At 35.9% G+C, this 14,873-nt stretch carries 21 protein-coding genes; all 21 read right to left on the bottom strand.

Translation table 11 applies throughout. The annotated features are described in order from the left end of the window. Positions 1–271: 271 nt before the first annotated feature. The 21 genes from EDD72_RS01710 to EDD72_RS01610 all read right to left on the bottom strand — a co-directional run bounded on the left by EDD72_RS01710 (position 272) and on the right by EDD72_RS01610 (position 14,813). Positions 272–1,183 carry a polyprenyl synthetase family protein gene (locus EDD72_RS01710; RefSeq protein ID WP_424565518.1) on the bottom strand — a complete coding sequence of 304 codons (912 nt, stop codon included), beginning with the start codon at positions 1,181–1,183 and terminating at the stop codon, positions 272–274. Beyond that, on the bottom strand, positions 1,180–1,440 hold the full coding sequence (gene xseB / locus EDD72_RS01705; protein WP_132766904.1) for an exodeoxyribonuclease VII small subunit: 261 nt from the start codon (positions 1,438–1,440) through the stop codon (positions 1,180–1,182). The genes EDD72_RS01710 and xseB overlap by 4 nt, the downstream gene beginning before the upstream one ends. Continuing rightward, entirely contained in the window at positions 1,430–2,794 is a 1,365-nt protein-coding gene (gene xseA, locus EDD72_RS01700; RefSeq protein WP_132766903.1) for an exodeoxyribonuclease VII large subunit, read from the bottom strand. Before xseA ends, xseB begins: the two co-directional genes overlap by 11 nt. Positions 2,795–2,821: 27 nt before the next feature. After that, positions 2,822–3,679, bottom strand: a complete 858-nt coding sequence (gene folD / locus EDD72_RS01695; protein WP_132766902.1) for a bifunctional methylenetetrahydrofolate dehydrogenase/methenyltetrahydrofolate cyclohydrolase FolD — start codon at positions 3,677–3,679, stop codon at positions 2,822–2,824. 75 nt (positions 3,680–3,754) lie between these two features. After that, complete coding sequence (locus EDD72_RS01690; protein WP_132766901.1) at positions 3,755–4,720, bottom strand: Kae1-like domain-containing protein; 966 nt, start codon at positions 4,718–4,720, stop codon at positions 3,755–3,757. Between the two features lie 8 nt (positions 4,721–4,728). Next, positions 4,729–5,163: a transcription antitermination factor NusB gene (gene nusB, locus EDD72_RS01685; protein ID WP_132766900.1), complete on the bottom strand. Its 435-nt coding sequence runs from the start codon at positions 5,161–5,163 to the stop codon at positions 4,729–4,731. A gap of 76 nt (positions 5,164–5,239) precedes the next feature. Further along, complete coding sequence (locus EDD72_RS01680; protein WP_132766899.1) at positions 5,240–5,455, bottom strand: DUF2273 domain-containing protein; 216 nt, start codon at positions 5,453–5,455, stop codon at positions 5,240–5,242. Between the two features lie 10 nt (positions 5,456–5,465). Beyond that, on the bottom strand, positions 5,466–6,017 hold the full coding sequence (amaP, locus tag EDD72_RS01675; RefSeq protein ID WP_165894923.1) for an alkaline shock response membrane anchor protein AmaP: 552 nt from the start codon (positions 6,015–6,017) through the stop codon (positions 5,466–5,468). Positions 6,018–6,088: 71 nt separating this feature from the next. Further along, the gene (locus EDD72_RS01670) at positions 6,089–6,460 is read right to left on the bottom strand and encodes an Asp23/Gls24 family envelope stress response protein (RefSeq protein WP_132766897.1); all 372 of its coding nucleotides are present in this window, start codon (positions 6,458–6,460) and stop codon (positions 6,089–6,091) included. 68 nt (positions 6,461–6,528) lie between these two features. Beyond that, positions 6,529–7,884, bottom strand: a complete 1,356-nt coding sequence (accC, locus tag EDD72_RS01665; protein ID WP_132766896.1) for an acetyl-CoA carboxylase biotin carboxylase subunit — start codon at positions 7,882–7,884, stop codon at positions 6,529–6,531. A 13-nt stretch (positions 7,885–7,897) separates the two neighbouring features. After that, a complete protein-coding gene (gene accB / locus EDD72_RS01660) occupies positions 7,898–8,422 on the bottom strand; it encodes an acetyl-CoA carboxylase biotin carboxyl carrier protein (protein ID WP_132766895.1) in 525 nt (174 codons plus the stop codon). 180 nt (positions 8,423–8,602) lie between these two features. Continuing rightward, positions 8,603–9,166, bottom strand: a complete 564-nt coding sequence (locus tag EDD72_RS01655) for a SpoIIIAH-like family protein (RefSeq protein ID WP_132766894.1) — start codon at positions 9,164–9,166, stop codon at positions 8,603–8,605. A 104-nt stretch (positions 9,167–9,270) separates the two neighbouring features. Further along, positions 9,271–9,912, bottom strand: a complete 642-nt coding sequence (gene spoIIIAG / locus EDD72_RS01650; protein ID WP_132766893.1) for a stage III sporulation protein AG — start codon at positions 9,910–9,912, stop codon at positions 9,271–9,273. 10 nt (positions 9,913–9,922) lie between these two features. Then, positions 9,923–10,606, bottom strand: a complete 684-nt coding sequence (gene spoIIIAF, locus EDD72_RS01645; RefSeq protein WP_165894922.1) for a stage III sporulation protein AF — start codon at positions 10,604–10,606, stop codon at positions 9,923–9,925. Positions 10,607–10,617: 11 nt separating this feature from the next. Continuing rightward, a complete protein-coding gene (spoIIIAE, locus tag EDD72_RS01640) occupies positions 10,618–11,787 on the bottom strand; it encodes a stage III sporulation protein AE (protein WP_132766891.1) in 1,170 nt (389 codons plus the stop codon). 12 nt (positions 11,788–11,799) lie between these two features. After that, positions 11,800–12,186, bottom strand: coding sequence for a stage III sporulation protein AD (gene spoIIIAD, locus EDD72_RS01635; RefSeq protein ID WP_132766890.1), 387 nt, complete (start codon positions 12,184–12,186; stop codon positions 11,800–11,802). A 21-nt stretch (positions 12,187–12,207) separates the two neighbouring features. Continuing rightward, positions 12,208–12,411: a stage III sporulation protein AC gene (spoIIIAC, locus tag EDD72_RS01630; protein ID WP_132766889.1), complete on the bottom strand. Its 204-nt coding sequence runs from the start codon at positions 12,409–12,411 to the stop codon at positions 12,208–12,210. 11 nt (positions 12,412–12,422) lie between these two features. Next, complete coding sequence (gene spoIIIAB / locus EDD72_RS01625; protein WP_132766888.1) at positions 12,423–12,941, bottom strand: stage III sporulation protein SpoIIIAB; 519 nt, start codon at positions 12,939–12,941, stop codon at positions 12,423–12,425. Next, entirely contained in the window at positions 12,934–13,905 is a 972-nt protein-coding gene (gene spoIIIAA / locus EDD72_RS01620) for a stage III sporulation protein AA (protein WP_132766887.1), read from the bottom strand. The genes spoIIIAB and spoIIIAA overlap by 8 nt, the downstream gene beginning before the upstream one ends. Positions 13,906–14,039: 134 nt before the next feature. Next, positions 14,040–14,483: a CD1247 N-terminal domain-containing protein gene (locus EDD72_RS01615; RefSeq protein WP_132766886.1), complete on the bottom strand. Its 444-nt coding sequence runs from the start codon at positions 14,481–14,483 to the stop codon at positions 14,040–14,042. 60 nt (positions 14,484–14,543) lie between these two features. Beyond that, positions 14,544–14,813: a YqhV family protein gene (locus tag EDD72_RS01610; RefSeq protein ID WP_132766885.1), complete on the bottom strand. Its 270-nt coding sequence runs from the start codon at positions 14,811–14,813 to the stop codon at positions 14,544–14,546. Positions 14,814–14,873 lie beyond the last annotated feature (60 nt).

Here is a 14,873-nt window from a genome sequence, read left to right as displayed (position 1 = left end):
AGAGGGTCTACGCCCACATGCCATTGTGGATCGCCCTCTAACCTTAACTCTCAGCATCGACCCCTGACTGGGCGTCAAAAGCCAACACCAAGAACTTCATCGATGTGCCCTTTGGCAGATTTTTAGGCCCGCCTTCAGAATAGGTGGATTGACTAGAAATACTGCACCACTCCAATTGCAAAACTTATTATACCATATTCGTCAAATCATGAACAAAAAAGTAGTAGGAAGAACAGGGGACTTTTACAAAAAAAGAAAAGGATTTCCTCTTTTATTTATCTCGAAATACCATAAAATCAGCAATTTCGTATAAATGTTCCGTCTGAATCCCAATATCTTGAATCAATTGTTTAGCTTCCTTAATTAATCTGCCCACTTCAAGCTTTGATTCGTCAATCCCTTTAAAAAAAGGATATGTAATTTTACGATTATTTTGATCGCTGCCCACCATTTTCCCTAATTTTTTACTATCTCCAATCACATCAAGTATATCATCTTGGATCTGAAAGGCTAAACCAATCTTACGACCAAATTCTGTGAGCTTAGCGATTTGGGTTTCATTTGCCCCTGCTAATAATGCCCCTAAACGAATAGAGAAAACCAATAAATCTCCTGTTTTGTGAGTATGTACATAAATAAGATCTTCAAAAGTTGATTTTCCTTGTTCACCTAAAGTATCCAATACTTGTCCGCCAACCATTCCTGCAGCTCCTGAATATTGAGCAAATTCCTCAATAATCTGAAGCCGAATATCAGGGGATAACTGTTTAAACTCTCTTAAATATTTGGCCATATTTCCAAATGCATGGGTAAGTAATGCATCCCCTGTCAAAATTGCCAATGCTTCTCCAAATACTTTATGATTGGTTAGTTTTCCTCTTCGATAATCATCATTATCCATCGCAGGCAAATCATCATGAATTAAAGAATACGTATGCAATAGTTCTAAGTTAATGGCAATAGGAATGATCTCATTACCATCTTTGCCGAATGATTCATAAGTAACCATGGCTAAGATCGGACGAATTCGTTTTCCGCCTGCGAGCAAGGAATATTCCATCGATTCTTTTAAAATAGGTGGAACTTCATTATTTGGTAAATATTCTGTAATCACCTCATTAATCTGTTTCGCTTTTTCCGTTAAAAATTGATTAATATACCCTTGTTTCTCCAATTCCATCATTCCACCTCATCTTGATCAAAAGGTTTTTTTAAAAATTCCCCGTCCTTTTCCAATAAAACTTCTATTTTTTGTTCAATATTGTCTAATTTTAAGTGGCATCGTTTGGCTAATTTCATTCCTTCTTGAAACAAATCGATGGCGAATTCAAGTGGAACGTTGCCTGATTCCAATTGATCGACGATTTTTTCTAATCTTTCTAAGGCTTCTTCAAAGGTTAAGGCTTCAATCTGCTCATCCGTTAATAATTCATGACCCATTTTTACTTTCCTCCATACCCCATACTTGGCAATCCAAAGACCCATCATATAAATCAAGGTGAATGATATCCCCAAGATTAACATTTTTAACCGAACGAATTAATGATGTCCTTTGTTCATTATATGCAACTCCATAACCCCTTTGAAGGACTTTTAATGGACTTAAAGCGTCAAGTTTACCTATTTTCAATGCTAATTGCTCTTTAAATCGTTTTTGATTGATCTCCATTTCACGTATTAATTGTTTCTTTAAACGCATGACTGTTTCTTTTGCATAATTAATTTTTTGATTTGGTTTTTCCTGCAGTAGTCGATGATGTAATGAGGTATATTTTTCTTTTTGTGTAGAAACGTTTTTTTGTAGAGCATATGTTAGTTTTTCTTCAGTACGATCAAGTCTTTGTGAATATTCAATCCATTTTTGTTTTGGTCTACGAAATACCGAAGTGTGTAGAATGCGATAGAAAGAATTTTTTGCATGTTGTAACTCCTTTAATAATTGCCGTTCTAATCTCTTTGTTAAATGTGCAACATGAACCTTTAGTTCATCAATATGTGGGACGGCCAATTCTGCCGCAGCTGTTGGCGTTGCTGCTCGAACATCTGCGACAAAATCTGCAATCGTAAAATCGGTTTCATGACCAACCGCACTAATAATAGGGATTTGTGACTGATCGATACTTCTTGCAACAATTTCTTCATTAAATGCCCAAAGTTCCTCAATCGATCCCCCACCACGTCCAATAATGAGTAAATCCACTTCACCGTATCGATTAAATGTATCGATAGCTTCAGCAATCGATTTCGCTGCTTCTTCCCCTTGAACCAAAACTGGAATCAGCAATAAATTGACGAGTGGATATCTACGCTTTATTGTGGTCATCATATCTCTAATCGCTGCTCCTGTAGCCGACGTTACAATTCCAATTGTTTTCGGATAGGGGGGTAAAGGCTTTTTCTTCTGTGGATCAAACAATCCTTCTTTTTCTAATTTTTGTTTCAATTGTTCATAAGCAAGATATAGTTGCCCAATCCCATCTGGTTGCATCTCTTGAATATAAAATTGGTATTGGCCATCTCGCTCAAAAATAGATACATATCCACGGCAAAGAACTTTTGTTCCATTTTTTGGGATAAAGCGTAAAAGTCGATTATTCCTAGCAAACATAACCGAACGAATTTTACTATTTTCGTCCTTTAACGTGAAATACATGTGACCACTAGAATGATGGGTAAAATTTGAAATTTCACCACGAACCCATATTTCTGAAAGGACGGGATCTTTATCCAAAAGGTTTTTGATATAATTGGTTAATTCACTAATGGAAAAAATGCTATTCCTATCTTGGTTCATCGATCCCACTCCTTTTTTGTTGATTATCTACTTAACATGATGAATTTGTTTGGCAGCCTCAATCGTGTTCTTTAGTAACATTGTAATGGTCATTGGCCCTACTCCTCCTGGCACTGGGGTAATAAAGCTTGCAATCTCTTTGACTTCATCAAATTTTACGTCTCCTACAACCTTTCCACTTTCTAACCGATTTGTCCCTACATCAATTACGATTGCACCAGGTTTTACATATTCTTTTGTTACCATTTCAGGTTTACCAATTGCTACCACGAGTATATCTGCTTGTTTTGCAATTGCTGGCAAATCTTTCGTTTTTGAATGAGTCATTGTTACTGTTGCATTTTCTCGTAACAATAAGAATGAGACCGGTTTACCAACAATATTGCTTCTTCCAATTACAACTGCATGTTTTCCTTTTATTTCTATTTCAGTTTGGCGAATAAGCTCAAGAATTCCATTTGGTGTACATGGTAAAAGTGTATTTTCACCGATGGCTAACTTCCCAACGTTCACTGGATGAAAACCATCTACGTCTTTTTCAGGCGAGATCGCATTGATAATCAATTTCTCATCAATTTGCTTTGGTAAGGGTAATTGAACGAGAATTCCATGAACATTCACATCTTGATTTAGTCGATTAATTTCCTCTAGTAGATCATCTTGTGAGGTTGATCGATCCATTCGAATCACTTCGGAGCGAATCCCTATTTCCTCACAAGCTTTTGCCTTCATGTTCACATAAATCTGTGATGCTGGGTCGTCACCGACTAAAATCACGGTTAACCCTGGGGTAATTCCCTTCTTTTTTAATTCCTCAGTTTCCCGTTTTAATTCTTCTCTAATTGTTTTTGCCACTTCTTTTCCACTAATAATTTGTGCAGCCATGATTTATACTCCTCCTTCATTTCGATTCACCTCTACCAGTAGAGGTTATGGAAATTAAATTTTTGAAAGAACGATTTAAAAGATTTTTAAATGTTGATTTAAAGCAATATTTGCGATACCAAAAGCATTATCACCTGAATAAGCAGGATCAGCAAAAAATAGTTTTGCCCCTACCGTCGGTTTCTCTAGCATCTTTCTTAGTTGTTTTCTTATATATTGGTTTTGGGCAACGCCTCCGACTATCAGTATTTCTTTCGGATAATTGGATTCGATAGCATTTTTTAAAGCTTTGCCAATCGATGTTGCAATTTGATGTTCGATGGCTCTGGCAATTTGCGCAGGAGACGTACCTTGAGCAAGTCTTCTTTTTGCTTCTGTTTCAGCACCCGAAAAATGAAAAGAATAATTCTTGACTGAAGTGGGGATCCTATCAAAATCCTCGGTATGAGTTGCTGCTAACTGTTCGATATGCTTTCCTGCAGGAAAAGGATATCCAAGCAATACTCCTATCCGATCTACTAATTGTCCGGCATGAAGATCCAATGTGCCACCAATTTTTTCTATTTCATATCCGTTCTCAATCACTTTAATCAAAAGGATCTCACTTGTTCCCCCTGATAGATGCACAGCTAAAAAGCTTGATTGCTGTGGTAACTCCTGACTGCTATAAATCCCTGCCGCGATATGGCCTTCTTGATGGGTCGTGTAATAAATAGGAATAGAAAAAGTGGAAGCCATAGTTTCTGCTACCGTTAAACCAACTTGGAAAACGGGCATATAGGAATTTTCCACTGGTCTAGGAGCACGACTTACAGCAATCCCGCTCAACTGATATTCCCCAGTGATTTGCTTTCCCTTAAATAGTTCTGGTAAGTTCTTAATATGCTGATATACGGCTTCAGACTGTTGAAGCCCTCGTTTACCAAGGTTCACGTTAAGAAGTTTTTTCGCTTCATAAAGAATGTTTCGATTTTCGTCAATAAAACAGATCGAGGTCATATAATTACTCGTATCAATTCCTAAAAAAACTTTTTTCTTCATAGATACCTCTAGTCTTCAATTTGTTCTTTTACTTTTTCCCATTCTGGGTGATCTTTTACCATTGAACCAAGAACACCATTGATAAATTTAGATGACTCATTTGTACTAAAAGTTTTCGCTAATTCAATAGCTTCGTTAATTGAAACACGAACAGGTACATCTTCCTTATATATTAATTCGTAGACAGCCATTCTTAAGATCACTCGGTCAATATTAGATAGACGTTCAATTGTCCAATTTTTTAAGTATTGACTAATCCTTTGATCAATAAGGTCGAGATGATCTAGAATCCCATAAATTCGATCTTTAATAAACTCTAAATCAAGTTCATCTATACTATTTTCGTCCAGTATTGTATGTATCGCTTCATTTGGTTCAGCTTTTGTTAAATCAATTTGATATAAGGCTTGTAAAACTTTTTCTCTTGCAACTCTTCGTTTCACTATCATTGCTCCTTATACAAAAATTTCATCTTTTATCTTATCATACCGTAAATGAAAAACCACCATACGAGGGTGGTTATTTAAAAAACTTTTCTGGTAAAATTTCTGTTAAGACGTCATGAAGATCTTCCTTGCTATCCACTTTATGTCCAATATAAAATCCAGCGATCACAAATGCAACAAAAATGAGGGTCTTCCAAAAACCTACAAATAAATAGATAAAACCAACGATTAAACCAATCAATAACCCTAAAATTTTACCAGGATGTTCTTCCCATATTTTCAAAAACATAAACATTCTCCTATTCCATGAGAACTTTCTTATTCGTAGACTGACTCACATTTGAAACCATAACATGAACTTGACCAACGGTAATGCCAGTGATCTGTTCTAATCTTTCTTTTACTAAATCTTGAATCTCTTTTGTAATTTGAGGAATAGGCGTTTCGCCATCAAAAACAATCTTAACTAAAACGGTCATTGATCCGTTATCGTCTGGTTTTACTTTTGCTTTTAACTCTCGAACACCTTTTATTCGGGAAGTGATTTTGATAACTAGGTTTTCTAACGTTTCCATTGAAATCTTAATATCCCCAATTTCTGAATGTTTACTGATCGGCGAAACTTCTTTTCTTTGAAGGCTTTTTGCCATTAAATATAAGCTTATTAAAAACAAAAGAACACTAATCACAAGTACAGTTGTCTTTACATCTGAATCAACAAAAAACCGAGTAATCAATTGATTAAATAGTAGCGGATCAAATAAACCGATTCCAAATACAATGATAAACAATGTAATAAAAAATAAAGATAAATTTGACAAGAATAAAATCAATCGATCGAATAGTTTCATATACATTCCCTCCTAACATTTTACCCCCTATCATAACAGAGGGGGGTAAAACATTACATTCGTCACTTACTCTATTTATCATCATAGTGAATATCATCAATATGTACATTTATCTCAACAACGGATAAGTCAGTCATGCCTTCAATCGCGTTTTTTATTTGCTCCTGTAATGTTTCCGCAACGGTAAGAAAGGGTTGTCCATATTCAATAATGATCGAAATATCAACAGCTACTTCTCTTTGACCGACTTGGGAGCGAACTCCTCTAGTATTTGCCTTGTTTCGCCCTAAAAAATCGACAAATTCTCGAGCACGTCCTCCACTCAATCGAAATACCCCTTCTACTTCTTCCGCTGTTAATTTCGCAATCATCTCGATGACTTGGGGGGAGATTTGGATCGTTCCCAGTTTATTCTCTTCGTCATATCGAATTCTTGTATCCATAAAAACACCTCCCATCGTCTTTTTTTCATTATAACAACGGGAGGCAAAAATTACAATTTCGCCATTCTTTAATTATTTAATTCTTTATGAATTGGATATTTTTCTAAAAACTTGGTATCAAACTCACCCTTAACAAATAGCTCATGATCTAGTAACTTTAGATGAAAAGGTATCGTTGATTTTACTCCGCTCATCGCAAACTCACTTAAAGCCCGTTTCATCCGAGAAATTGCTTCTTCTCTATCTCTTCCCCAAACGATGAGTTTCGCTACCATCGAATCGTAAAATGGAGAGATCGTATAGCCAGGATATGCTGCACTATCTACCCTTACCCCTAATCCACCAGGAGGTAAATAGAAGTCAATCGTTCCAGGTGATGGCATAAAGTTTTTTGCTGGATCTTCAGCATTGATTCGACATTCAATTGCCCAACCATTAAACTTAATATCTTCCTGTTTAAAGGAAAGTGGTTCCCCGGCAGCAACACGTATCATTTCTTTAATCAAATCTACTCCTGTTATCAACTCAGTTACAGGGTGTTCCACTTGGATCCGCGTATTCATTTCCATGAAATAAAATTTATCTCCATCCAATAGGAATTCAATCGTTCCGGCCCCATGATAATTCACCGCTTTTGCCGCTCGTACTGCTGCTTCACCCATTTTTTCCCTTAATTCAGATGTTAAAGCAGGTGAAGGTGCCTCTTCAACCAGCTTTTGATGTCGTCTTTGGATCGAACAATCTCTTTCTCCCAAATGAACAACATTCCCGTGCTTATCGGCAATAATCTGAATTTCAATATGCCGAGGATTCTCTAAGTATTTTTCAAGGTAAACCCCTGGATTGCCAAAAGCTTGTGCTGCTTCTTGTTGGGCCATTTGAATTGATTTTCTTAATTCTTCCGAATTGTAAGCAACTCTCATTCCTTTGCCACCACCACCAGCGGTAGCCTTAATAATTACAGGGTAACCGATCTCTTCAGAGAGTTGAACGGCCTCTTCTACATCTTCAATCAATCCATCCGAACCCGGTACTACAGGAACACCAGCTGCCTTCATTGTTTCCTTCGCAACAGCCTTTTCCCCCATCTTCTTTATTGCCTCAGGAGTTGGTCCAATGAATTCAATCTGAAATTCGGAACAAACTTCGGCAAAATCAGGGTTCTCCGCTAGAAAACCATAGCCAGGATGAATCGCATCTGACTCAGTCAATTTTGCAACTGAAATTATGTTAGCAAATTTTAGATAAGAATCTTTTGACGCCGTTGGTCCAATACAATAAGCTTCATCAGCCATTTTTACATGGAGAGCTTCCTTGTCAGCTTCAGAGTAAACTGCAACAGTATGAATCCCCATTTCTTTACAGGCTCGAATGATCCGAACGGCAATCTCGCCACGATTCGCGATTAAGATTTTTTGGAACATAGAAATCTCCTTCCTAATCAACCTTCACAAGGAATAGGGGTTGATTATATTCTACCAATTGCCCATTTTCTACAAGTACCTCGACAATTTCCCCTTTAACTTCTGCTTCTATCTCATTGAATAACTTCATTGCTTCTACAATACAAACTATTGTTCTCTCATCGACACGATCTCCAACTTTTACATATGGGTCAGCATCTGGTGCAGGAGCACGATAGAATGTACCGACCATTGGCGATTTAATTTGATGGAGGTTCGCATCAATCACTTTCTTCTCATCTTTTGCTACTGAAATTGCAGGGGCCACTTCTGGTTCAGCCTTTTGTACCACAGGAGCAGATTGAACAACAGGTGCTTGGATAACTGGTGTTTGTTCCATAACCACAGGTTGAACTTGTGGTGTAACCATTGAAGTTACAACTTCTTTGCCTTGTTTTCTCATCGAAATTTTGGAGTCTTCTTGTTCCAGTTCAAATTCTTGAATACTGGATTGATCGATTAACTTAATGAGTTCCCTAAGTTCGTGAATTTTGTACATTTTCTTTTCCCCCTTCAAAAAAACATTATCAAGATTATAGCATACCTTTTTTTTAAAGTGGTAACACCACAATAAAAGTTACCAAAATAAATATTCAACAAAAAAGCTCGATCTCCTGCTGACCGAGCGGTATTTTTTTAATTTTATGAATTTTTTACCTTTTTATTCCTTATCAACATATTAGGATTCCACTGGTTTAATATGAACTTTTGTTGCTGGAATGTTAAGATGTTCACTAACTAATTTTATGATACGCACTGCTTCTTCATTTTTAACGCTTTTCGCTTGTAAAATCACGTCAACACCATCATCATTTGTGATCACTACCGCATCTTTATATCCATCTGCAATTAATAATTTTTCTAGAACCAATTCTCCTTCATCTAATGATTGTAAACGTTCAATCTTATCTTGGATTTGGGCCATTGCTTCAGCAGAAGCATTCGATTTAAGCATTGAATAATATTCATCAAGTTGTTTACTTCTCATATTTCTTTTCTCATATTTTAATCCTACAAAATAATCACTAGTATTCTCGCCAATCTCATCTGTCATTTGTGTAACGTTCGCCGCTTCATTCGTAACGACATCATTGCTTGTTGTCTCTTGCTTGACATCTTTGTTTGCAAATTTAGTAGGATCGATCGGTTCGGATACGAGATAATAAACAGATAGCACAACCATAATCGTTAACATCGTAAGTACCCATACTGTTTGTTTCGATCTTTCAATCTTCTTTTTCATTAAAAAACCTCCCTTTTTTACTTAGAAATTGGTTATCTTACCAATTTCGAATCTGATTTTTAAAATCAAACTTTAAACAAAGTTTGAGATTCAAATTTAGTCCTTTATCCCTTTCTTGGTAATATTGCAATTTTATAAGGTGGAACATCGAGTAATCGTTGGACAGCTTCAGCAATCATCGTTTTCACTTGAATCTTATCGGCACCTTTTGCAACAATCACAACCCCCCTCACTTTTGGTTTTAATGTTTTTAGCACCAAAGGTTGTTCGTCATTATCAGATTGGTACAAGACGACTTGGTCATCTCTTTTGACATCTTTTATTTCTCTTGTACCACCTTGCTTATCCTGTTCTTTGGTATTCTGTTCTGTATAATTTTGATTTTTTTCAACAACGATTTCCTCAGAAGAGTCTAGATTTACTTTTACAGTGACTTCATCTACACCGATCATATTTGTTAAGATTTCAATTATTTTATTTTCATAAAGTTTTTCATAGTCTTCCATTGTTTTAGGATGATTCTCTTTATTGATAAGTCCAGCTGTTTCAGTTGAGGGAGGTTGAGCATTATTTTCTAGTTCTGGCATGACCTGATCTCTAATATTAAAGAAGGATGAAAGAATCATAACCGCTATCCCAATGAAAAGAACTAAAAAAAGCCAATACAATTGTTTCCTGCCCTTGCTTAAAACATGATCACCTCCTAATAGTTTTGCTAACCAACTTTGTTTTTGTTCCTCGCTCATGGAATCCCCCCTAACTCAAATCATGTTCAATCTTAACCGTAATCTGTTCCTCTTTTAATCCCCACTGTTCCTTGATAACTTGGACCATCTCTTTTGTTAATTGCTGATTGCTGACTTCACTTTCTTCTCCCCTTTCCTCAACTGAACGAGAAGAATTGGAAGACTTGTCTGTATTTACGGTTACGATTTCTACTTTCTCAATCTCTTTTATTTCTTTTTTTTGATCATCAACATGATCTCGTTTCCCTTCAAGTAAGGAAACTTCTACTTGATCAATTTGCCAATTTTGCTTCTCATCTATAGTTGCTTTTAGAGCTACTTTATGAACCGTAACATTAAAACGATTCTCTATTACTGATATAAGATGTTCTTTCATTGCTGTTTCTACTTGTTGGATCAATTTTCGCTTGAATTCTTCATTCAATTGGTCTTTATTTTTTGTCATTTCTTCCATAACTGGAATATTCGCATTAGAACTAACCTTTTTATTTACTTCTCGAAAAAAAATTTCAGTGGAAAAATCCTTAGAAAACAAACTAAAAATTGGTGAAATAATTGATAAGATAACGATCAGTCCTAATACCATTTTTGAATACTTTTGCATGTTTGTCGTTGGTAATAATAAATCAACAAATGTCGCTAGCAAAACGACCAAAATAATGTTTTGTAACCAATGGCTTATCCATTCAATCATATGCATGCACCCTATCGCAACATGACAGTTATATTACCGGCTGAGATAATAATGGTTAGAGCTAGGAAGAACATTAAACATACAGTCGCTAATGCAGCAAAAACAAACATTAAGTTCTTTCCAATCATATTTAACGTATCAATCATTGGATTATCCCCTAAAGGTTGCATAATTGCTGAGGAAAAATTATATATAAAAGCTAAGGTCAAAATTTTAATTGAGGGAAAAATCACGATTAATAAAAGAATCAAAACCCCTGCCATCCCTACGGCATTTTTTACAAGTAATGATGCCCCAACCACCGTATCTGTCGCATCAGCGAACATTTTCCCAACAACCGGAACAAAATTCCCTGTGATATACTTTGCAGTCCGCAAAGTAACCCCATCTGCTACTGCTGCAGTTGCACCTTGTACTGAGATCACACCTAGAAAGATCGTAGAAAAAATTCCCAACGCACCGATGCTGATATTACGTAAGAGCTTGGCCAATTGCGAAACCTGATATTTTTCTGATATTTTACTAACGATCGATAATACAGCTGAGAAGAAAATCAAAGGAAAAATCATTTTATAAATCACTGTACCAATTACATGGATTAAAAAGATGATAAAAGGATGAAACATAGAAGCCGATACTATCCCTCCTGAAGAGGCAACTAGGGCAAGAACCAATGGAATCAATGCAATCATAAAACTGATCATTTCTTGAATGGAATCCTTGGCTGAATTAATGGCGACGGTAAAACTATTAATGGCGATAATCATCATGACCAAATAAGAGACATAAAAAGCTACTTTACTGACTGTGCTTTGTTCAAAGGTGGTCTGGATGTTTTGCAAAACCGTACTAAAGACCGTTAGTAAAATAATGGAGCCAATTAATTTACTGTTATAAAGGATTTCGTAGAAGATATACTTGATTAACCCGATAAAAAAAGATTGAAATTTGAAATCATTTCCTGGCATCACAAGATCAAACAAACTTTTTTGATTTTCTGGGAAAAAACCACCGTATTGTTTCATCAGCTTATCCCAAAACTGTTCAATTTTTTGTGTATTCACTTGCTGTAACTGCTCTTTTACAATTCCATCCATTGCACTCTCTGCAAAAACCTTTTGTGAAGAAAATGATAAAATCATGATGAGAAATAGGAGAAAGGCAAATATTTTTTTCTTCATTTTGATCATCCTTTAGGGTAACAAATGAATAATCGTTTCAATAATGACACTAATAATTGGGACCGCCATGACAATAATTAGAATCTTACCAGCAAGTTCAATTTTTGAAGCAATTGCTGCTTGACCAGCATCTTTTACCATTTGTGCACCAAATTCTGCAATATAGGCGATTCCAATAATCTTTAGAATCGTTTCTAGGTAGACCATATTAATATTCGATTGTACTGCTAATCTCTCCAACACTTGAATCACCAACGAAATCTTACCTATGAGAAAGAGAAAAATCGCAATTCCTGTAAATAAGGCGATTAGGAATGAGAATTGGGGTTTTTGATCTTTTATAAGTACAGCTAATATTGTTGCAATTAAACCTACACCAACAATTTGTACGATCTCCATTGTCAACAACCTCTTTTAAGGTTAATGGAAAAGAAATACGCGCTGAATTTCTTGAAACAAATCGTTGACTAATGTGGCAACCATATAAAGAATGACGACAAAACCGATCAACGTAACCCAATCCGCCACTTCTTTTTTATCCATTTGCTTCAAGATAGTCGTAATCATGGATAGAATAATACCGATTCCTGCAATTTGAAAAATCGTATTCACATCAAAATTCATAAATTCACCGCCTAATACATCAGAATCACAATTAATAGTCCTAAAAGAACACCTAAGTTTTTACTTAATTTTTCATATATTTTTTGATCATCTCGTGCTAATTGTTCTTCTGCTACTAGTTGTTGTACCGTTAATTGAATATGCTTGATTTGATCGTTCTTATCCGTCATTCCTAATGTATGTCCGTATTGTAGCAGGATTTGTTGGTCTTGCGCTTTTAGTGAGGTTTTTGGAATTGTTGTTTGAATGGCTCTTTGCCAACATTCAAAAGTTGATTCTCCATCCAAAGTGCGTAAATTGTTCCCCATCTCTTGGAATAGCTGACCAATTATACCTGGTATTCGTTTTCCAATTAAGTCCATCGCAATATGAAGTGGTCTTGAACTATAGGCAATTTCTGTTTCAAGCATTTGTAATCCTTGCTGAAGATAGCGTAATTGTTTCGGTCTCTCATGATATGACCTTGCCACAACCAAGCCACCATAAGTAGATGCAGCAATAATTAATGTTGCTCCAATTAATTTAAGCATATGACTTCTCCCTTAACACTGGCTTTAATTCTTCGTTAAGGATACGCTCTATTGTTCCTACTCCCTGATTCCTACTTAAGATTACATAGCGAGTAAAAATACCTTGCTGGATCAACGAAGAGATGGACGGCCGATTCGCGATCTCAGCAATATTACTTCCATGTGCAGTGGCAATGATTGATACCCCTGCATTTCGTGCTTCAAAGATCGCATCAGCATCTTCTTTACGGCCAATTTCATCTACAATTAATATCTCTGGTGACATGGAACGAATCATCATCATCATTCCCTCAGCTTTTGGACATGCATCCAATACATCTGTTCGTGGACCAACGTCATTCTGAGGAACACCAAATACACATCCAGCAATCTCTGATCTTTCATCAACAATACCTACTTTTTTACTTGTGAGCCTTAGTGTTGGGACTCCGATACTAAGTTGTCTAGCAATATCTCGTAAAAGAGTAGTTTTTCCACATTGAGGTGGAGAGATAATCAACGTATTGTGAACCTTTCCATCTCTATCTGCTATTAAATAAGGAATCACTTTATTCGCGACGCCAATTTTTTGTTTCGCGATCCGAATATTAAAGCTGGAAATATCTTTGATCGATTTTACTTCACCATGTTCAAGGATCACCTTTCCACTAATCCCGATTCGGTGGCCCCCATTTACCGTGATATAACCTCTTTTCAACTCTTCTTCCAACCGGTATATGGAGTGATTGCTAATTAAATTAAGCATCTTTAATATATCATCATGTGATACAATATAGGCTTCCTGTTCTTGCAACGTCATTTTCCCTTTTGAAGTAAGAAAAGCAAAGCGATTTAAATAAGAAATTTCTAATGGACGGTTCTCACGTAAGCGAATTTCTTCGATTTCTTTTGCTATTGTTGGTTCAACCATTTGAATAAATTGCCGTATTTGATTTGGGAGTATGGCTAAAATCTCACTCTTCATCTTGTACCTCCTGTCCACTATCATTCTTCACTAATACATATTCTTACTTGGACAAATTATGCTAGAAAAATAAAAAAGCTCTCCAGTGAATCATTACTTCTTCTGGAAAGCTTTTTATCGTTCTCATTTTTCCTTTACTTTACATTGGTAACAGAATCTTCATCATTTAAAATAAAGACATGATCACAATTTGGACAAACGATATCTGTTGGTCCTTCACCTTCAAAAAAATCTTGATCAACCATGATCAATTCGTGACAAGATGGACATTCTACTTCAAAATATTGAATGCCATCATCTATTTCTTCGTCATCTATCTCATCATCTTCATCATCTATATCATCGAAATCAGGTTCATTATAATAGTCCACTTCTAAATCATTGAGATCCTCATCAATTACTTCTACATATTCCTCTAATTCTGCTAACCTGTTGGTTGTATGTTGTAATGTTTCATTCAGTTCCTTGATGACAGCCATTAGCTCTTCTAAAAATTTTCCTTCTGGTTTGTTTTTGTATAAATCCAATCCTTCCGCTAAACCTTCCAAATAGGAAATTCTTTCTTGGATTCGATTCATTTAGATACACCCCCTATAAATTCATCTTTTGTAGTATGTACCTAAATGAATGGGTTTATCCTATTTTCTAACAGCATACAAAATGAAACCGACACCTGTAAAAATTATCAATAACTTTCCATATGATAATTTATCCGCCATGCCAATTAAACCAATTGTTGTCGTAAATAAAAGAATGGTCGGACCTAATAAGGCAAGTAAGGAGTTCACGATTAGTGCTTTACTGATCTCATTAAATTTTAACATCATGAATCCAGCTAATATTTCCATCGAACCTGAAAAAAAACGCAACAATGCCATGCCAAGTACAAATTTGTCAAAATCCTTCATACCTCTCCTCCATCTCATCAATCATTCCCTATTAATTACATATACGTTTCATTGTCCAAA

Origin of the sequence: Tepidibacillus fermentans (genome assembly GCF_004342885.1) — a bacterium.
Classification (GTDB): domain Bacteria; phylum Bacillota; class Bacilli; order Tepidibacillales; family Tepidibacillaceae; genus Tepidibacillus; species Tepidibacillus fermentans.
Note: the sequence above shows the minus strand (reverse complement) of the source record. Positions and strands in the feature narration are given on the sequence as shown.